The organism is Streptomyces sp. NPDC004134 (assembly GCF_042874195.1).
Lineage (GTDB): Bacteria > Actinomycetota > Actinomycetes > Streptomycetales > Streptomycetaceae > Streptomyces.
In genome coordinates this window covers 143887-163682 of sequence record NZ_JBIAMS010000009.1, presented here as the reverse complement: position 1 = coordinate 163682, position 19796 = coordinate 143887, and the positions used below count along the sequence as shown (strand labels likewise).

Annotated in this window: 14 protein-coding genes and 1 pseudogene; 14 read left to right on the top strand and 1 reads right to left on the bottom strand. The window is 72.5% G+C overall.

Annotation, left to right across the window (positions count from 1 at the left end):
• Position 1: 1 nt before the first annotated feature.
• The 14 genes and pseudogenes from ACFYVJ_RS14665 to ACFYVJ_RS14600 all read left to right on the top strand — a co-directional run bounded on the left by ACFYVJ_RS14665 (position 2) and on the right by ACFYVJ_RS14600 (position 18493).
• Positions 2 to 1333 carry a baseplate J/gp47 family protein gene (locus tag ACFYVJ_RS14665; RefSeq protein ID WP_388890754.1) on the top strand — a complete coding sequence of 444 codons (1332 nt, stop codon included), beginning with the start codon at positions 2 to 4 and terminating at the stop codon, positions 1331 to 1333.
• The gene (locus ACFYVJ_RS14660) at positions 1330 to 3597 is read left to right on the top strand and encodes a hypothetical protein (protein ID WP_388890751.1); all 2268 of its coding nucleotides are present in this window, start codon (positions 1330 to 1332) and stop codon (positions 3595 to 3597) included. The genes ACFYVJ_RS14665 and ACFYVJ_RS14660 overlap by 4 nt, the downstream gene beginning before the upstream one ends.
• Positions 3594 to 4202, top strand: coding sequence for a hypothetical protein (locus ACFYVJ_RS14655; protein WP_388890749.1), 609 nt, complete (start codon positions 3594 to 3596; stop codon positions 4200 to 4202). Before ACFYVJ_RS14660 ends, ACFYVJ_RS14655 begins: the two co-directional genes overlap by 4 nt.
• Before the next feature lie 17 nt (positions 4203 to 4219).
• The gene (locus ACFYVJ_RS14650; protein ID WP_388890746.1) at positions 4220 to 5305 is read left to right on the top strand and encodes a hypothetical protein; all 1086 of its coding nucleotides are present in this window, start codon (positions 4220 to 4222) and stop codon (positions 5303 to 5305) included.
• 16 nt (positions 5306 to 5321) lie between these two features.
• Positions 5322 to 9035 (top strand): hypothetical protein, encoded by a 3714-nt coding sequence (locus ACFYVJ_RS14645; protein ID WP_388890743.1) that lies wholly within the window; start codon positions 5322 to 5324, stop codon positions 9033 to 9035.
• A complete protein-coding gene (locus ACFYVJ_RS14640; protein ID WP_388890739.1) occupies positions 9032 to 11434 on the top strand; it encodes a hypothetical protein in 2403 nt (800 codons plus the stop codon). Before ACFYVJ_RS14645 ends, ACFYVJ_RS14640 begins: the two co-directional genes overlap by 4 nt.
• 103 nt (positions 11435 to 11537) lie before the next feature.
• A pseudogene (locus tag ACFYVJ_RS14635) lies at positions 11538 to 11774 on the top strand (ATP-binding protein); the annotation flags it as partial.
• A 120-nt stretch (positions 11775 to 11894) separates the two neighbouring features.
• Complete coding sequence (locus tag ACFYVJ_RS14630) at positions 11895 to 12782, top strand: MIP/aquaporin family protein (RefSeq protein ID WP_388890736.1); 888 nt, start codon at positions 11895 to 11897, stop codon at positions 12780 to 12782.
• A 264-nt stretch (positions 12783 to 13046) separates the two neighbouring features.
• On the top strand, positions 13047 to 13370 hold the full coding sequence (locus ACFYVJ_RS14625) for a hypothetical protein (RefSeq protein ID WP_388890734.1): 324 nt from the start codon (positions 13047 to 13049) through the stop codon (positions 13368 to 13370).
• A complete protein-coding gene (locus ACFYVJ_RS14620; protein WP_388890732.1) occupies positions 13367 to 13513 on the top strand; it encodes a hypothetical protein in 147 nt (48 codons plus the stop codon). The genes ACFYVJ_RS14625 and ACFYVJ_RS14620 overlap by 4 nt, the downstream gene beginning before the upstream one ends.
• A gap of 192 nt (positions 13514 to 13705) precedes the next feature.
• Positions 13706 to 15046: an extracellular solute-binding protein gene (locus ACFYVJ_RS14615; RefSeq protein WP_388890886.1), complete on the top strand. Its 1341-nt coding sequence runs from the start codon at positions 13706 to 13708 to the stop codon at positions 15044 to 15046.
• Positions 15043 to 16020, top strand: coding sequence for a carbohydrate ABC transporter permease (locus ACFYVJ_RS14610; protein ID WP_388890729.1), 978 nt, complete (start codon positions 15043 to 15045; stop codon positions 16018 to 16020). Before ACFYVJ_RS14615 ends, ACFYVJ_RS14610 begins: the two co-directional genes overlap by 4 nt.
• Positions 16017 to 16934 carry a carbohydrate ABC transporter permease gene (locus ACFYVJ_RS14605; RefSeq protein WP_388890726.1) on the top strand — a complete coding sequence of 306 codons (918 nt, stop codon included), beginning with the start codon at positions 16017 to 16019 and terminating at the stop codon, positions 16932 to 16934. The genes ACFYVJ_RS14610 and ACFYVJ_RS14605 overlap by 4 nt, the downstream gene beginning before the upstream one ends.
• Before the next feature lie 47 nt (positions 16935 to 16981).
• Complete coding sequence (locus ACFYVJ_RS14600) at positions 16982 to 18493, top strand: alpha-N-arabinofuranosidase (RefSeq protein WP_388890723.1); 1512 nt, start codon at positions 16982 to 16984, stop codon at positions 18491 to 18493.
• Positions 18494 to 18544: 51 nt separating this feature from the next.
• Here ACFYVJ_RS14600 and ACFYVJ_RS14595 read toward each other — a convergent pair whose 3' ends face one another.
• Positions 18545 to 19723, bottom strand: a complete 1179-nt coding sequence (locus tag ACFYVJ_RS14595) for a XylR family transcriptional regulator (RefSeq protein ID WP_388890721.1) — start codon at positions 19721 to 19723, stop codon at positions 18545 to 18547.
• Between the last annotated feature and the right edge of the window lie 73 nt (positions 19724 to 19796).

The following is a 19796-nucleotide window of genomic DNA, read 5'->3' as shown; positions in this document are numbered from 1 at the left end:
CATGACGTACGGCGTGACGGACGAGGGATTCGTCCTCAAGGGCATCGACCAGCTCCTCGCCGAGAGCAGGGCGCGGGCCAGGACCGCCTTCGGCGATGACGTCGACCTCGGGCCCGCAGGACCGCTCGGCAAGATCCTCGAGGTCGTCGCGGCCGAGGACTCCGAGCTGTGGAAACGGCTGGAGGACCTGTTCTACGCGCAGTTCCCGGCCACCGCGACGGGCCCCGCGCTCGACCTGCTCGGCGACGACGCCGGGCTGCCCCGCCGGGCCGGCCGGCGGACCGGCCAGGTCCGTCTCACCCTGGGCGGCGGGGCGCCGAACCGGCCCTACGTGGTCCCCGAAGGGACGCTCCTGCTCACCGCCCCGCCACCCGACGACGGATCCCCGCCCGCCCGGGCGTTCGCGACCGAGCAGCCCGCCGTCCTCACTCTCGCCGCCCCGCAGGCGACAGTGGACGTACGCGCCGTCGAGCCGGACGACGAGCCCGTGGCGGCCGAGGCCGTCACCCGGATCCATCCCGAGCACATGGGCGAGTACCTGGCGGACTGGGCCGGAGCGACGCTCACCCTCTCCAACCCGGCGCCGTTCGCGGGCCCGCTCCCGCCCGAGGACGACGTCGCGTACCGGGCCCGGCTCATCGCCCTGCCCCACGCCCTGTGGACTCCGGACAGCGTCAGACAGGCCGCGCTGGGCATCGAGGACGTCGTCGACGCCCGCGTCACGGACGAACTGGGCGGCCTCGACGTGTCGCAGGTCTTCTTCGACGGCTTCGACTTCGGAGAGCGCGTGTTCAGCGCCGAACGGCGGATCGGTGAGCCCTACTTCGCCGAGGTCGCCGTGGCCCACCGGGGCCCCCGCCCGTGGCTGACGACGTCGGGACCGGACCCGGTGACCGGCGTCCGCGACCTGGTGGCGGCGGCCGTCGAACGGGTCCGCCCCATCGGCGTGTACGTCAACGTGGTGGAGGCCGACCACATCGAGGTCGCGGTCAGGGCCGAGGTCGCCGTCGATCCCCGGTTCGTTCCGGCGGCGGTGGACGCCGGCATCCGGGCCCGCCTCGCCCACGACATCGGCAGTCTGCGACTCGGCGACGACGTCCTGTACGCCCGGGTGATGTGCGCGCTCGTGGACGAGCCGGGTGTCACGGACGTACGCAACCTCCATCTGCGGCGCTGCCCGCCCGCGTTCGGCCGGTTCGGCTTCGGCACCGTCCCGTACCAGACGGAGGTCATGGAAGCCCCGGTCGGTGAGAGCCTGGCCATGGGACTGACCGAGATGGCGCTCTTCACCCGCGACTCGGACCTCACCAGCATCGAGGTGGTGTCCCGATGACTCCCGTTCCCGCCACGGAGGTCGAACCACCGCCGCTGGCCGGCACCGACATGGCGGCGCGGCTCACCGCCCCCTTCGCCCGGGGCGCCGACCACCTGGACCTGGTCGTGGCCGACGGGACCGTCGCGCCCTACGACTTCACGCTGCACACCGCGGTGTTCGGGCACACCCCCGACCCGCTGTACGTCCTCCAGGCCAGGAAGGACGCGGCCCCCGGCACGACCGTCACGTTCACGCTGCACCCGGGCGGGGCCCCGGGCACCGTCGTCGTGGAGCTGCCGGACGGCCTGCTCGCCGGCACCACCGCGGCCCTGCCCCGGTTCACCGGCCTGCTCAGCCGCATCGAGACGACCGACCCTCCCGGTGAGCCCGACCCGCCCGACCCGCCCGACCCGCCCGGACCCGAGGCGGAACGGTGGCGGCTGACGGCCCTCCTCGGCACGATGGGCAAGCTGCTGTGGGCCGCCGGCTGGGAGCGGGACCATCTGCGCGCCCATGCTGGGCGCACGGCCGCTGTCCGCTCGCCCCGGGCCACGCACGTACGCGCACGCGTCCTCGACCTGCACGGGGCGAGCCTCGGCGTCCTCCGGGCGAGCGGTGAGAACGACACGGAGTACCGCAGGAGGGTGGAGCTCGCCCGCCGCTGGACGCTGCCGACACCGGCCGGATTCGCCGCCGCGCTCAACGCGGGCGTCGGACCCATCGGCGGCGTGGCCACCCCCCTCCTCGTGGACGACACCAACGGCCCGCTGCGGCGCGGGCTGCTGCGGCTGAGGGTGGTGCCGGCCACGCTGCTCCCCGGCCAGTCGATCGACCCGCTGGGACGCACCGGCACCGGCCCCGCCGTGCCCCTGCCGGAGGGCTACTTCGATCCGTACTACCTGGCGGCCCTCGACCCGGCCGTCGTGGACGTCGCGCCGCCGCGCCCCGGCCCGTACGCGCCGGGGCAACCGCCGCCCGCGCCCGGCCGGGTGCAGCCGGCGGTGGCGAACGCCCTGGGCAGGCTGGCCCCGCTGCTCACCGGCCGCGCCCGCGTGACCTCGGGGTTCGACCCGGACGCGGCCGACGCGCGGGCGACGGGGCGGGCCGTGCTCCTCACCCACCCCACCACCGGCCCCGGCCGGCTCGCCGCGCTCGCCCACCGGGCCGGCTTCGACGTGGTCACCCACCGCACGGACGGCACGGTGTACGCGGAGTGCGCCCCCGGCGACCTGCTCGTGCTGGCCACCGGTTCCGGGGTGGTCGCCAAGGGGGAGCAGCTCACGCTGAGCGTGACGCCCCTCCCGCCGTCGGGGGCGACGGTCCGCTGGCGCACGGCCCACTGCGGCCCCGGCCGGGCAGCCCTGTCCGGGGCCGCCGACGCGCCGACGGCCGTCCTCACCGGGCAGGAGGCGGGTCGGGTCGTCGTCACGGCGGAACTGCACGACGGGCCCCACACGCTGACCGTCTCCGGGGAGTTCACGGTCCTTCCCGGGCCGCTCGCCGACGGCACGGCCATCGGCGCGGACGGCACCCCCGACCCCGCCGAGCCCGCCGCCGGGGAGCCCCTCGACCCGGTGTTCCTGGCCCGCCACGACGACGCCGCGCACGTCGACTACGGCACCGACCCGAACCACCACCGGATGCGGCGCGAGGTGGCACGGCTCCTCGACGAGCTCCTCACCCTGCTGCGTGGCGGCCGCATGCCCGGCAGGCTGGTCGTCACGTCGGCGTACGAACCGTCCGGTACCCCGCTGGCGAGGGAGGGCCGGGAGCTGCGGCTGACCCATCCGGGGCTCGCCCCCGGCGTGCTGGCGGTGTGGGCGCACCGCGCGGGGTTCACCTACGTCAGCGTGCTCGGAGCGGTGGTGACGGTGCGTCAGGACGTCGGCGACCGCCCGGTCGAGGTGGGCGCGGCGGGACCGGCCGACGGTGTCCTGGAGGTCGGGGCGGTGGCGAAGCTGACCGTCTCGCCCGCCGAGGCGGACGTCGGGGCGCAGGGCGTGCTCGTCTGGTCGACCGGCGACGGCGCCGCCTCCCTGCTGACCACCGCACCCGCCGAGATGTCGGTACGGGGCGAATACCCGGGCCCGGCCTGGGTGCAGGCCGCCTACCGTCCGGCCGCAGGCCCGGGCGCGTACCAGATGACCGTCCGGCCGCACCCCGACCTGGCCGGCCACGTCCTGACCCCCGCGGAGCGGGGCCGCATCACGCACCTCCTCGCCCAACTGCGTCCGCTGGGCGTGGAGGTGGTCACCAAGGAGCTGACCGGAGGGTCGCCATGACCGACATCGCTTTCACACCGACGTTCAAGCACACGCCCTGGGTGGACAACCGGGACCGGGTGTCCGCCAGCGGCCCGAACGGGTTCAACACCCGCTTCGACGCGCTCCAGAAGGACCTGGAGACCCTGTCGTCGGTGGTGAAGACCATCGACACGGCGATCAAGGCGACGGGACAGGTGCCCGCCGTGGAGCGGAAGCTGACGCTGTCGCCAGCCTTCGTCGCCGTACCGCCCAGCAAGGCATGGTCCCTGGACCGCTTCGGCGCCGCGGTCCGTCCCTCGGCGGAGACGGATCTCACCGGCATGCTGACCGTCGCCCCGCCGGACGGCGCGAAGCTGCTGAAGTTCCGTGCCGCCGGGAACAACACCGGCTCGGGCACCCTGCGCATCAGCCTCTTCCGCGCGCCGTTCGCCGACGCCACGACGGTGCAGCTCATGGCCCGGGTGTCGGGCGCCGGGGCGTACGACGCCACCCAGCCGGTCGACCCCGCGATGGACCGGGTCGACATGAACGCCTTCCGCTACTTCGTCATCGGCGCGCTGGCGGGCGCCGCGGTCACGGACACGGTCACCGTCATGAGCGTCCAGCTCACGTACCTCATCTGAAAGCGAGGCTCCACCCCATGGCAGACAACCTCTATCTCGCCATCGACTTCGGACGCAACGGCGGCAGCGGGGACGACAAGGGGACCGAGCGTCCGTGGAACCGGTCGGATCCGCCCTTCTGGGCCAGCTCCAGCATCTGGGTGGACCCGGGCGGCACCGAGGCCCACACCGGCGAACCCACCGTGGTCAAGGTGCGGGTCTCCAACCGCGGTGACCAGACTGTCAAGGACGTGGCCGTCCAGGCATGGGCGTTCGTGCCACAGGTCGGAGTGATCAACACTCCGGGGAACGCCAAGGTGTCGTTCCGCAGCCCGACGCGAGACGTGGCGCCCGGCTCCGGCACCCTCAGCAACAGCGACCCCCACGTGTTCACCTGTCTTCCCGAGTGGACCCCCACGGAGGCAGACCTCCCCCCGGGTCAGACCGAGCTGCACATGTGCATCATGGCCAACGCGTTCCAGGACCCGGCCGTCGCCGACCCGCCGCCCCCGGGCGAGGAACTCGACGGCACCGAATGGCCCAGTGGCAACGAGGTGCAGCCGAACGGCGACGGGCACGTGGGCCAGCGGAACATCACCCTCAAGAAGGTGCCCAGGGCCATCGCCGCCGAGCCCGTGCGGGTGCCGTACCACACGTATCCGCCGACACCACCGCCGCACGGCCCCTTCCTCCGCGAACTCCTGGTCAGCGCCACGACCGTCACTCCGCGCGATGTCCTGGGGCCCGACGAGTACTTCGTCCTCGCCGGACATCCGGAGATCGTGGCACCCGAGCGGGAGAACGAGCAGCAGCAGCCCGAGCTGATGCTCAGGACCTCCTACGGCACGGAACCGGTCCGCGTCGGTGAGAGCCGCCTGTCCTTCCGGCTCGATGCGGAGGGCATCCCCGGGCTGGACCGGAACTTCGTGCCGCCGCGGCCGGAGTCCCAGGCCCAGTCCCAGTCCGGGTACGGGGAGAAGGGCATTCCGAGCGAACTCCTCATCTCCCTCGAATCCGACCCCGTCGTGGGGAGCGTGCACACCTTCGACATCACCCTCCAGGACGCCGAGGAGGGAACGGTCGTCGGCGCAGGTCTGCGCGTCATGATCCTGATCACCGAGTAGCGCGGGAGCGGCGGCCATGGGTGAGGTGCACGTCCGGGTGCCGATCCGGATCACCCTCGTCGGCGAGCCGGGCCCGGAGGAACTGGCGGCGGTGCGGCGGCAGCTCACCTCGGCCGTCGCCTCGGGGCTCCGCAGAGCCGAGCGGATGCTGCCCCGGTACGGGCCCGGGTACGGCCCGGGCCCGGCCGGGGAGCGGTCCGACGGCGGGCGGGACGGGTCCCGCGGGTACGCGGTGCCGTCGTACGCCGGCGAAGGCCGGCCGGCCCTCGTCCCCGTACGGGGCAAGGCCCCGGCGCAGCCGTGGACCGTCGTGCGCACGGTGCGGACGCGGATGGCCGTCGACCGGTTCCTCGCCTTCGTCGCCGAGACCCTGGGCCATCCGCTGCCGTTCGCGGTGCTGTACGAGGCGCAGGCGGGCGTCGAGTATCCGCTGGAGGTCTCGCTCGTCCGGGTCGACGCCCCGGCCCTGCCGGCGGACCTGGGCGAGGCGCTGCTGCGTGCGGCGGCGGGGCGCGCCGCCCGGCCGGCACCGGGGGCCGCGCCGGGAGCGGCGCGTACCGAACCCGCCTGGGTGCTGACCGCCTCGTCCGCCGCCCTGCGCGCCCTCCACGCGCTCGACCGTGGCGGGCCCGTCCCCGCCCGGATCCCGGCGCTCCAGTCCGGTCACGTCCTGTTCGCGTCGATGGCGCTGCCGAGGATCGACGCCACGGACGTCGCCGCCCTCGGCCCGGGCCTCGGCTTCACCGTGCCCGTGCGCGAGGCCGGGTTCTGCGTGGACCCGGTCCTGTTCCAGCAGGGCACGGGCGTGGCCTGGGACCAGTACGCGGCGGAGTTCGGCGCGGAGGAGGTGACGGTGTGGCTGCAGCCCGCCGTGGTCCGCCCGTCCTCGGGGCCGGCGCGCGGCGCGGACGGGCGGGTCCGGGAGGACGTGGTGTTCCAGTTGCTCGACCGGCGCGCGAGCGGCGGCGGCGCCCGCCACCGGGAGCCCACCGCGCGACTGTTCATGCAGGAGGGGGAGGGCTTCCCGGGGCTGCCCGACGCGGTGCGACGGCGAGCGGAGTGGCCGGACGAGCCGGGGACCCGGGTCCTGTACGCGCGCGCCCACCCGGACTTGGCGCCCGACAGGCTCGACACCGCGGCCCTGCGGCCGCCGGCCCGGCAGCTCGCGCGGCTGCTCCTCCAGCGGCTCAGGGGAGGAGAGGACGCGGGCCGCGCGGTGGACGCGCTGCTCGACGAGGTGGCCGCGCCACGGAGCCGGGCACGGCCCGGCGGCCTCTTCGGCCACGTCCTGGCCGAACTGGAGCAGGAGGGCGCCCTCGACGAGGTCTTCGACGCCCTGGAGGGCACGGGCCGGTTCGCGCTGCGGGCCGAGTGGCTGCGGAACTGCGCCCTCACCCCGTACGCCCGCCACCCCCGGGTCCAGCGGCTGCGCGGGGCACTCGCGGAGCAGCGGGCCACGACCGCCGCGCACGGCTACGTCCCGGGCGGCGAGGGGCGGGGCGCGATCCTGCTGGAGCACGAGGAGCGCAGGAAGGTGGTCGCCGGCCGCGTACTCGCCGAGGGCGACGAGATCTACTCCCGGCTGGTGCCCGGAATGCGGCCGAAGCCCGGCAAGGCGGAGGCACTCCGCGGGCATCTGCTGCGGGAGCGGCACCGGCTCACCGAGGAGATCCTCACCGGGCGCGACACGGGTGTGTACGACGCGAAGGAGTTCTCCGCCACCGCGCTGACCCGGGCGGCGAAGGCGGCGGGGCTCACGAAGGACGACTTCGAGAAGGCCGACGTCGAGTACACGATCCGGCTGCTCGACGTGATCGCGGCGGAGCGGGACGGCCTGCCCTCGTACGACGTGCGGTTCGAGATCGTCTCGCGGCCGGCCGGGAGCCGGCAGACGTGGGAGCGCAGGGCGGGGCCGCTGGTCGAGCCGTTCGGCGAGTTCGAGGCGCGCCTCGTGCAGTGGGGTGCGCTGCGGTCGGGCGAGGCGATCCAGGTGGTGAACCTGATCGTGCTCGGCGCCGGTGCGCTGGTCGTGGGCTGGTCGGCCGGGATCGTCGGCATCCTGATCCAACTGGGCGGCGGTCTGGGGACGATCGCGGGCAGCATCACGCTCTCGGAGCTGATCTACGCCCTGAAGATCGTCTTCGGGGACGAGCACCTGACGGTCGAAGGATTCGCGATGGCGGCGGTCGAGGGCTATCTCAACGCCGTGGGTTTCCGGTTCGGCGCCGGGCTGGGCGGCTGGGCCGGCAAGCTCGGCACCCGCGCGCTGCGCAGCGAGGCGGCAGGCGGGGTGGCGTCGAAGCTGGTCACGGGCTCCGTGTCCGGTGCGTCCGCGGCCGCACTCGACCAGTTCGCCCGCGATCTCGTCGACGTCACCCTGCACGACGGGCCCGGCTCCGACACCGAGACGTACGTGCGGGCCATGGGGATCGGCGCGGCGATCGGGGTGTTCTTCTCCTTCGTCGGGGAGCCGCTGCTGCACGGTGCGTACCAGGCCGTCACCAAACGGCTCGGCCCCACGGTGGCGAAGGTGGCGATCGTCGCGCAGCTCTTCGCCGCCGAGGGGGTGACCGCCCGGCAGTGGGCGACCGCCACGGCGACCGGGCAGCAGCGGATGGAGCAGACGCTCGCCGGGACGCTGCGCGAGACGGAGGCCGCGGCCTGGGCGAAGCAGATGGGGCTGCGCATGGAAGAGGTGGGCGAGGAACTGTCCCGGATCGCCCCGGGGCGCGGTGCCGCCGCCCCGGGGGCGGGGGGCGCAACGACGGCCGGGACACGGACCGGGGCGCGGGCCGGGGCGCGGCCCGTCGATCCGCACGCGGCGCAGCCGCCGGTGCCGCCCGCGACGCCCGCTCCCGCCCTGCCGCCGGGGCCCGCCACACCGAAGCCGGTGCTGCCGCGCCCCGGCCCGCCGGCGCGCTGGGCGACCCGGAAGGAGCTGGAGGACGCCGCCGGAACCGGCGACGCGGAGGCCATGCAGGACCTCCACTGGTACGACACCGCCTCGTACGAGCAACTGCGGGCGCGGGAGGCGGTGGACCCCGTGGCCCGGCAGATCATCGACTCGCGCTACGGCGGTGTGCGCCGCCCGTACGCCCCCGACCTCAAGACGTCGTCGCCGGCCATGCAGACCCGGCTCGTCCGCGACCTGGCAGAGGTGCGGGCGGCGGTCGAGGCCGAGCGCGCCCAACTGCCGCCTGACGACCCGCGGAACGTGCCGCGCAAGGAGCCGCGCGGCTGGCAGACCAAGCGCACCTGGGGGAGCGGGCCGGAAGGGCAGCCGGTCCCGCCGACCGCCAAGGCGGCGGCCGGATACCAGGGGACGGTCGCCGTCGCCCGGTCGGACATCCCCGCCCTGGCGGAACAGCGCTTCGACGGAGGCTCCTTCCTGGCGCTCGGCGAGTACCAGTCGGCGCACAGGATCCGGCCGGGTTCGAAGGTCACGAACATCAAGGCGCACGGCCACGCCGAGCAGGCGGTGGGCCAGCAGCTCAGCGACCGCGTCGCGACCCTCACCCCCGCGGAACTGGCCGCCGCCCGTGGCCGTACGGTCTGGATCCGGGTCGACCAGGAGGTCTGCTCGGCGTGCGCCGCCGGGATCGTGCGACGGGTGACGGAAGCAGGAGTGCTCCGCACCCTCAGCGAGGCCCACCCGGAGATCGTCTTCGAGATCACCGCCGACGACACCAGCAAGGTGTACCGGCTGGTCGGCGGGAGGATGATCGAATGACGCCGCAACGGCACCACCATCTGCCCGAGCCGCCACCGCGCCCCGAGGGGCTCTCCCCGGAGGCGGCGCGGGCTCTGGAGCAGGTGGTGCGGGAGGCGGTGGTGGCGGCGATCCGGCTGGCCACACCGCGCGAGGGCGCACCGGCCGGCGCGGGGCCGCCGCGCGAGCCGTACGCCCCGGGCCGTGCCGTGCCGGAGGGCTACCGGGTGCCCAGCTTCGACGGCGAGGGCCGCCCGGTCGTCCTGCCCGTGCGGGACACCGGCACGGGCGTCCGCACCGGCGGGGGCGTCCGCACCGGCGGGGCCGCGGGGCGTTCTGCGGGCGGTCTGGGGCCGGGGAGCCGGTCCGGCTCCGGGGCGCTGAACCCGGGCGGGCGCGCGGGGCGGCAGCGGCCCGACCCGTCGGCCGCCGGGAGCGCCGCCCCGATGGCCGCGCTCGCGGCCGTGCGGAACCGGATGGGTCCCGACTTCCAGGCCGCGCCGCTCGGCCGGATCACCGTCAACACCCTGTACTTCGGCCGGACATCGGCACACCTGATGCCGACGGCCGGCGGCGGCGCCCCGCCGGGGCCCGCGGCCGTGTCGGCCCGGCTGGGTCCCGGGACGTTCTATCTTCAGCCGGTGCCCCGCGAACGGCTCGGCATCCTGGCGGCGACCGCACCCGGCGCCGCGTACGCCGTCCAGCGGGTCGCGGCGGACGGGAGCCGGCAGGACACGGGCACCCTCGTCCTCACCCGGGACGTCGAGCCGGTGCGGGCAGGGATCGTCGCGTACACGACGGACGTCGGCGCGGCCCCGCCCCCCGCCCCCGCGGAGCGGAAGCCGGGAGACCCGAAGCCGGGCGACCCGAAGCAGGCCGTGGCCCTGATCGTCGCCGCGCTCCCGCATCTGGGCCCGACGGCTCCTGCGAGCGCCGCGACGGGGCTGCTCACGGCGTACCTGCGCGACCTCGACCACGACGGGCTCATGGCAGCCCTGGAGGAGTTGCGCCGGCTCGGCCATCTCGGCACGGTGCTCGCCTGGGCCCGGGCGCGCGAGTTCCGCCGCTTCCTGAGCGAGCGCGGTGTGCCGCGGGCGTACGTCCTGACGCACTCCGTCCTGGACGCCGCCGACGTCGCCGCGCTCGTCGGCGGGATGGTGTGGGGCGCCGGCGAGAGCTATTACCAGATCGTCGAGATCATCGGCATTCTGGCGGGCTCCGCCGCCTCGGAACGACTCGCGCAGGAGCGGAACCAGCTCTGGCAGGGCATCGTGCTCCTCGTCGAGAATCCGCTCGTCACCGGCGTGACGGGCGCGAGCCTGCTCGTCGCCACGATGACGGAGAAGTTCGAGGAGCGGGAGTTCTTCGACCTCGGCCGGATCGTCGGGCAGATCGTGGTCTTCGTATGGACCACGTGGCAGGCCCTGAAGTCGCTGCCCGCCCTCGCCCGGCGGGTGGTGCAGGTAAGCGTCACCGTGACCCGGATCGGGGTGGCCGCCCTGAAGGAGTTCGGGCTGGGCTTCGCGGACGTGCTGCGGTTCGTCCTGTCCAGGAAGCGGGTCTTCAGCGCCCCGGACGGGATCACCCTCATGGCGGTCGGCGGGGACGTCGCGATCTCCAGCCCCAAGCTCAAGGGCACCTCCTCGCTGGCCAAGGACGAGATCGTCAAGGCTCTCGGGACGGACAAGGCGCCGCTGACGGACGCCGAACTCGACGAGGTGTTCCGGCTGCTGACCGACGCCGAGAAGAAGGCGGCGAAGGACCCCGAGCCGAAAGCCGGCGCCGCGGCGGCCGCCGGTGCCACCACGGTGACCCCACAGAACCTGGAACCCCTCGTGGTCCAGGCCCTCACCCAGGTCGAGGGCATGCCCGGCAGCGCGGCCTTCGCCCCGGGGGTGCGGGGCACGCACATGCACACGGCGCTCGGCGACCTGGTCAAGAAGACGTTCCCGACCGCCGTCTTCGAGGTCTTCAGCGAGCAGCCGCTGCGGAAGTTCGCGAAGCTCCCCCAGTCGCTCCTGGACACGCCCGTGGAGACCTTCGTGGCCAACGCCCCGGAGGTGGCCGACTACGTGAGCAACCTGAGGTACCTCTTCCGGTCGGAGGAATCGGGAGCCGTCCGGCTGCTCGGCGACCTGAGACCGGACCTCGTCACGCGCGCGCAGGACGGACTGGTCGTCTGGGACCTCGTCCCCGTCCAGCGCCAGAACCACGTCGCCAAGACCCTGCTCTACCGCACCATCCTCAGCCGGGGCGGCGAGTCCGTCGAGGCGGCCGAGGTCTACTACAGCCACTTCGGGAAGACGGCAGAGGAGATCGGGAAGCTCCCCGCCTACGGCTCGGCCGCCCGCCGGGCGGAAAAGCAGCGCGCCATCGCCAAGGCCGTCGCGAAGAGCCACGGCCTCGGCGGATCGCAGTGAGGCGGACGTGAGGAAAGCGCCGGGCCCGCCTGCCGGCTGCCCACCATGCGAGCCGCCGACACGGTTGCCGCGCCGAACGCGAGGGCCTGTCCTGCGCGGGTTCCTCGCCGCCTGCGAAGGGATCGCCAAGGGTTACCCACTGTGTCTGATCGGGGACTCGGGCACGGGCACGTCGCACCTGGTGATCGGGCTGGGCACCGCGGCTGCCATGGCCGGATACCGCGTCCGCTACACCGCCGGGGCAGCCCTGGCGAACGAGCTGGTCGAGGCGGCGGACGACGAGCAGTTGGGCAAGACCATCGCCCGCTACGGGCGCGTCGACCTTCTCGAAATCGACGAGCGCGCGGGTTGCTCCGCATAGGTGAAATCTGCGGATTCACTGGCGCGTCCACCCCGAATCACCCTGTATTTCGGGTGAGGAATGGAAAGTTCCGTTGCTTTCTGACCGAGGAGGGTGTCCATGGCTGAACGCACCGTTCGTCGACGCGGGTATCGAGAAGGGCTCGGCGGCGAGCTGGCTGCCGAGTTCCTGGGCACGTTCGTCCTGATTCTGCTGGGTATCGGGTCGGTGGCTGTCGCGGTCGCCGGTCTGCCGGGATCAGGCCGGCAGACCGGGAACTTCGGGGCCGCCAACTGGCTCATCATCTCGTGGGGATGGGGCCTCGCCGTGGTATTCGGCGTGTACGTGGCAGGGGGCATCAGCGGAGCCCACATCAACCCCGCGGTGACCCTCGGCTTCGCGGCTCGGCGGGACTTCCCGTGGCGGAAGGTCCTGCCCTACTGGCTGGCGCAGGTCGCGGGCGCCTTCGTCGCCGCCGCGCTCATCTACGCTTCCTACAGGTGGGCCATCGACGCGGCCATCAAAAAAGAAGGTGTCCCGCGAGACAAATCGCTGCCCACATTCTCGATCTTCGCCACGTACCCCGCCGAGTACTTCGGAGGCTCCTGGTGGGGTCCCTTGCTCGACCAGATCGTGGGGACCGGCATCCTGCTTCTGCTGATCTGCGCACTCATCGACAAGCGCAATACCGCTCCGATGTCCAATCTCCATCCGTTCCTCATCGGCTTGGTGGTCGTCGCGATCGGCTTGTCCTTCGGCACGAACGCAGGGTACGCAATCAATCCCGCACGCGACCTCGGACCCCGCTTGCTGACGTATTTCGAAGGCTGGGGATCCATTGCTCTCCCCGGTTCGTTCGAGTGGTTCAGCGGCTACTGGTGGATCCCCATCGTCGGCCCGCTCATCGGCGGACTCGCCGGTGTCGCGGTGTACGACCTGCTCATCTCCCCGCTGATCAGGGCCAGGGGTGTAACGCGCGAAGAAGGTCCCGCCACCGAGGAGCCGTAGAACACGGAGCAGGCTCCGTCCGGCAGTGGCGGCACCCGCGAGGGTTCCGAACAGGTCGGCCGCCGCGGGGCCGATACGCGGGCCGCGGGTGGCGCCGGCGGCGGCTTCGGTGGTGGCGGCCCAGTGGGCGGCGGTGAGCGTGCCCAGTGAGGGGATGACGAAGCCGCGTCGGTCCGGCGGGTCTCCTGCTGCGTCCTCCAGGACTATCGCGGTGTTCGCCAGTGTCCGGGGCGGATTGTCGCTGGGATCGCGGGCGTCGAGGTCGTGGATCTGCCCGGCCTCACCGCACCGGATGCCGCCCGGCTGCTCGACGACCACGCACCGGAGCTCGCCGAAAGGGTGCGGACGAGGGTTCTCGCGGAGTCCGGCGGTAGTCCCCTGGCGGTCATCGAGCTCGGGTCGTCGCGGCCCGCGGCCCGCGATGACGGCGAATCCGACCCCGCCGGGCAGGTCGGGCCGCTGCCGGTGCCCCGCCGCGTGCAGGAGGCGTTCCGCCACCGGATCGTGGAGCTTCCCGACCTCACCCAACGCGCGCTTCTGGTGGCGCAGCCGACACGGCGGCGCCCCTTGCGACGATCCTGCACGTGATCGAATCCCTCGGTGGCGCCGCCGGCGACCTGGCGCCCGCTGAACGCGACCGGCTGGTCCGGATCGACAGCCGGATAACGTTCCGCCACCCCCGTGTGGGTGGCCGAGAGTTGTCGCTGTTTTCATCTGGCGAGGGCCGGTGATGTTCTCCGTGCGTGGGCGTGGGGTGCCCCGCCGGGATTGACGTGGACACGCTTCAAGCCTACCTTCCGTCCGGAGAACCGGTCGTTGTTCGAAATCACGAACAACCCGCCCCCGGTGAGGAGCGACTCCACATGTCCCTACCGCCATCTGTTCCCTCCGTTCCACCTGTTCCTTCACCGAGCCGCCGGCGTCTGCTCGGCTCGGCCGCGGGGCTCGCCGGGCTCGCCGCGCTCACCGGCGCGGGCGCGGCCGGCACGGCGGGCTGCGCCGCGCCCTCCTCCGTGGCGTCCGGCAAGACGCCGCTGCGCTACTGGCACCTGTTCGGCGGCGGCGACGGCGTCACCATGCAGGCGATGCTCGACGGGTTCGAAGCCGAGCACTCCGGCATCGCCCTGGACGCGGCCCAACTGGAGTGGGGGGCGCCGTACTACACCAAGCTCGGCATGGCCGGCGCCGGGGGACGGGCGCCCGAGGTGGCGGTCCTGCACCTGGCGCGGCTGCCGGGCTTCGGTCCCGGAAAGCTGCTGGACGCCTTCGACCTCGACCTGCTCGCCGAGAACGGCGTACGCCCCGGGGACTTCCCGGCGGAGATCTGGGACCGCGGCACGATCGGCGGCAAGCAGTACGCCGTACCGCTCGACACCCACCCCCTCGTGCTCTACTACCAGACCGAGATCTGCGAGCAGGCGGGACTGCTGCGGGCGGACGGGCGGATCAAGACCCTGGAGGGCACCGGCGAGTTCGCCGACGCGCTGCGCGCGATCCGCCGGGTGACCGGCAAGCCGCCGCTGGTCATGGAGACCACCGGCGCGGACGCGGCGGGCCCGGCCCGGGTCTTCGCCACCTTCTACGCGCAGACCGGCGGCACCCTGCTGGACGACACCGGCACCCGCCTCACCCTCGACGAGGACAAGGCCCTGCGCGTGCTGGAGTTCATGCGCACGCTCACCCACGAAGGACTCGCCGTCCGCATCGCCGACTACCAGGGCAGCGTCGGGATCTTCAACGCGGGCGAGACGGGCCTGGCCCTCAACGGCGACTGGGAGGTCAGCACCTATCTGGAGACCGGGCTGCCGTTCTCCATGGCCCCGGTGCCGAACCTCTTCGGCCGCCCCGCCGCCCAGGCCGACTCCCACTCCTTCGTCCTGCCGCACCAGGAGGACCGCGGCGGCGAACCCAACCGCGCGGCCCACCGGTTCGTCGCCTGGATGCTCAACCACTCCGCCGACTGGGCCCGCGGCGGGCACATACCCGCGTTCACCCCCACGCTCAGCAAGCCCGCCTACCTGAAGCTGGAGCCGCAGTCCGAGTACCGCCACGTGATCGACCACGTCGCACTCGACCCGCCCGCCTGGTTCGCCGGCTCCGCCTCCCTCATGTGGCTGGAGCTGGGGCACACCTTCTCCGGAGTGTTCACGGGATCCCGTACGCCCCGGAGCGCCCTGGCCGAGGCGACCGCGGGCCTCAAGAAGCTGCTGGACACGCCCAGTCCGCTCGGCGACGTCCCGGCCCCGGGAGGTGAGCAGGCATGACCGCACCCACGCGGACCGGGCGGGACACCACCGCCGCGCACGACGCACCCGCCGCCCCCGCCCCCGCACCCGTACCCGGCGGCACCGCCATCCGGCACAGCCGCTTCGAGCACGGGCTGATGTTCGTCGCGCCCTTCCTCGCCCTCTACGCCCTCTTCCTCGTCTGGCCCGTGGTGCTCGGCATCAAGATGAGCCTGACCAGCGACAACATCACCGGCACCGGCGGGGAGTACGTCGGGTTCGACAACTACACCGAGGCGCTCTCCGACCCCGACATGTGGGAGGCGCTGTGGCAGACCGTCTGGTTCACCGTCCTGTCCACGGTGCCGCTGGTGCTGCTCGGCCTGGTGATGGCCCTGCTCGCGCACGGCCTGCGGTTCGTCGACTGGCTGTGGCGGCTGAGCTGGTTCGCGCCCTACCTGCTGCCTTCCGGCGTCGTCGGGCTCCTGTGGCTGTGGATCATCTATCCCGCCGACTTCGGTCTCGCCGACCAGGTGCTTGCCGAGTTCGGCCTGCACCCGGGCATCGGCTGGCTCACCGACCCGCAGTACGCGATGCTCTCCATCGTCATCACCACGATCTGGTGGACCGTGGGCTTCAACTTCCTGCTCTACCTCGCGGCGCTGCAGTCCATCCCGCAGCACCTCTACGAGGCGGCCGAGCTGGACGGCGCGAGCGCCTGGCAGCGCCTGTGGCACCTCACCCTGCCGATGCTGCGGCGCACCACGGGCGTGGTGGTGATCCTCCAGTTGCTGGCCTCGCTCAAGATCTTCGACCAGGTCTACATCATGACCCAGGGCGGTCCGGACGGCGCCACGAAGACCACCCTGCTGTACGTCTTCGAGGAGGGCTTCACCGGCTACCGGATCGGCTACGCCTCCGCCGCCTCGTACATCTTCTTCACCCTGATCGTCATCGTCTCCCTCATCCACCTGCACCTCGCCCGCAGGACACGGCAGGAGAGCACCTCATGAGCGCAGTGGCCGGCACCTCCCGCCCGGACCAGGTCTCCTCCGCCGCGCCCACCCCGGCCGGCGGCACCGGCACCGGCGGCGGCCGGCGGCCGCGCTGGACCCGGGGCCGCGTCGCCATGCTGCTGGCCGCGCTCGTCCTCGCCGCCGCCTGGGTGCTGCCGCTGGCCTACGCCCTGGCGACCTCGCTCAAGCCCATGGGCGAAGAGGTCGAGACCCCGCTCACCTGGATCGGCTCCAGCGTCACCTTCGACGCGTACGACAAGGTCTGGGCGGCCGGGGACATCCCCCGCTGGATGCTCAACACCCTTTACATCTCGGTGATGACCACCCTGCTGACCGTGCTCCTGTGCGCCATGGCGGCGTACGGGTTCGCACGCACCGAGTTCCGCGGCCGGAAGGTGCTCTACGCGGTCGTACTCGCCGGCATCATGGTGCCGCCGCAGGTGCTGATGGCACCGCTCTTCGCGGAGATGGCCGCGCTCGGCCTGGTGGACACCTACTGGGGCGTGATCCTGCCGCAGGTGGCCGTGCCCGCCATGGTGTTCATCCTGGTGAAGTTCTTCGAAGGAGTGCCGCGCGAACTGGAGGAGGCGGCCTTCTGCGACGGCGCCGGGCGCTGGCGGGTGTTCTTCACGATCGTGCTGCCGCTGTCCCGGCCCATCCTCGCCGCGGTCTCGATCTTCGTCTTCATCCACACGTGGAACAACTTCCTCTGGCCCTTCCTGGTCACCACCGACCCGAACGGCATGACGCTGCCGGTGGGCCTCGTCAACATCCAGTCCAGCTACGGCGTCCGCTACTCCCAGGTGATGGCCTCCCTGGTGATGGCCGGACTGCCGCTGCTGGTGGTCTTCGCCGTCTTCCAGCGCCAGATCGTCCGCGGCGTCGCGCACACCTGTCTCGCGGGCAAGTGACACCGGCCGTGCGGCGAAGTGAACCGGGCAGCCACAGAGAGGAACCCATGAGCGCCAGCGCACGCTTCACCCTCGATCCCGCCTTCACCGTGGGCGAGTCCGGCCCGCGGCTGTTCGGGTCCTTCGTCGAACACCTGGGCCGGTGCGTCTACACGGGCATCTACGAACCGGACCACCCCGCCGCCGACCCGGCCGGACTGCGCACCGACGTCCTGGACCTCATCCGCGAACTGGGAGTCACCGCCGTCCGCTACCCGGGCGGCAACTTCGTCTCCGGCTACAAGTGGGAGGACGGTGTCGGCCCCCGGCAGGACCGGCCGCGCCGGCTCGACCCGGCCTGGCAGACCACGGAGAGCAACCGGTTCGGGCTCCACGAGTACGCCGACTTCCTCCGCAAGACCGGCTGCGAACCGGTCCTGGCCCTCAACCTCGGCACCAGGGGCGTCGCCGAGGCCGTCGAGCTCCAGGAGTACGCCAACCACCCCCGGGGCACCGCGCTGGCGGACCTCCGCATCGCGCACGGGAGCAAGGAGCCGTACGGCATCCGGCTCTGGTGCCTGGGCAACGAGATGGACGGACCGTGGCAGACGGGCCACAAGACCGCGGCGGAGTACGGGCGGCTGGCCGCCGAGACCGCGCGGGCGATGCGCCAGATCGACCCGGCTCTGGAACTGGTCGCGTGCGGCAGCTCTAACCAGGCGATGCCGGCCTTCGCCGAGTGGGAGAGGACGGTCCTCACGGAGTGCTACGACCTGGTCGACTACATCTCCCTGCACGCCTACTACGAGGAAGTGGACGGCGACCGCGACTCCTTCCTGGCCTCGGCCGTGGACATGGAGTCCTTCATCGACAACGTCGTCGCCACCTGCGACCACGTACGGGCCCGGCTGAAGTCGAAGAAGCGGATCAACCTCTCCTTCGACGAGTGGAACGTGTGGTATCAGCGGCGTTTCCACGCCGAGTTCGACCGGAACCCGCCGGACTGGGCCGAGGCCCCCCGGCTGCTGGAGGACAACTACACGGTCACCGACGCCGTCGTCGTCGGCTCGCTGCTGATCGCGCTGCTGCGGCACGCGGACCGGGTGAAGCTGGCCTGCCTCGCGCAACTCGTCAACGTCATCGCACCGATCATGACGGAGCCGGGCGGCGCGGCCTGGCGGCAGACCACCTTCCACCCCTTCGCGCAGGCGGCGCGCCACGGTCGCGGCACGGTCCTCGAAGTGCGCGCCGAGTCGCCGGCGTACGACACCGCCCGCTACGGCGAGGTCCCGCTACTGCACGCGACGGCGGTGCGGGACGAGGAGAGCGGTGCCGTCACGGTCTTCGCGGTCAACCGCGCGCAGCAGGCCGAACTCCCGCTGGAGACCGCCGTGCACGGGATGGGCGTGACCGCCGTCGCCGAGCACAGCGTGCTGTCCGACAGCGACCCCGAGGCCCGCAACACCCTGTCCGATCCCGACCGCGTCACCCCGCACGGGGCGGAGGGCACGGCGCTGTCGGACGGGGTCCTGCGGGCCGTGCTGGAGCCCATGTCCTGGAACGTCATCCGCCTGACCTGAACGGGCCGCGCGCGGGCACGAAAGGGCGGAGAACGTCACCGGCTCGTGCGCCTACTCGCTCCAGAAAGCCTGACGCGCGACGGACCCGCTCACCGACCGGCGGTACTGGCCCGGTGATTTGCCGGTGTGCTTCTTGAACACGACGCTCATGTACTCGGAATGGCTGAAGCGGAGCCGTTGGGCGATCTGCTGGAGGGTCCAGTCCGTGGAGGACAGCAGTTCGGCGACGTGGGCCACCCGGACGCGCACGATCTCGCCGTGGACGGTCCGGCCCAGGCTCCGGAGGAAACGGTGGTCGAGTGCGCGCCGGGAGAGCCCGATGTGCCTGAGGACGGCGGTGACCGCGAGATTCTGGTCCGAGCGGTCGCGGATGAACCGCAGGGCCTCGGCGACGAGGGGGTCGTCCACGGCCAGGATGTCCGAGGACTGCCGGGTGACGAGCCGGGTCGGTTCGATCAGGCGCAGACCCGGTTCGAGGGCACGGCCCTGCATCATGAGGTCCAGGAGTTCGGCGGCGAGATAACCCGTCCGCGTGGTGTCGGGCTCGATGCTCGACAGCGGGGGCGTCGTGAGGCTGCCGATGAGCTCGTCGTTGTCGACACCGATGACGGCGACCGAGTCGGGCACCGCCAGGTCGGCGGTCTTGCAGGCTTCCAGCACTTCCTGGCCGGCGATGTCGTAGCAAGCAAAGACGCCGACGGGTTTGGGAAGGCCGCTGAGCCATTCGGCGAGGAGTTCGCGGTCCACGGCGCGCATGCCCGTGGACTTCATCCGGAACTCCCGTGGGACCGAGCCGCGTTCGCGCACATGCTCCGCGAACCTGGCGCCGCGCATGAGGGACCAGCCGAATCGTTCGTCGCCGCAGAAGGCGAAGTGCCGCAGTCCGCGTTCTTCGAAGTGCCGGAGGGCCCACTGCGCGATCGTGTCGTCGTCGGTCTCGACGCCCGGCAATTCCGGCACGAGCCGGGCGGCGCTGAGATCGACGGTGGGAAGGCCGAGCCGCCGGATGAAAGAAGCGGTCTCGGCACTCTCGATGCGGGCCAGTACACCGTGGCCCTGCCAGTCTTCGAGCCACGAGAAGTCGGTCTCGTGGCGGCTGTGCTCGGCGAGATACATGGACCAGCCCGGGTGGGCCTCGACGTACTTCTTCACGCCCACCAGCACACCCCGGGCGTACGCGTTCGAGGTTTCGACCAGCAGCGCGACGTGACGTGTCCGGGGGGCGGGCATGTAAAAATTCTAAGCCAGACTGCGAGATAACGCATGGCTTGGTCTCCGCCGCGGTTCGTAATCTACACGGCCA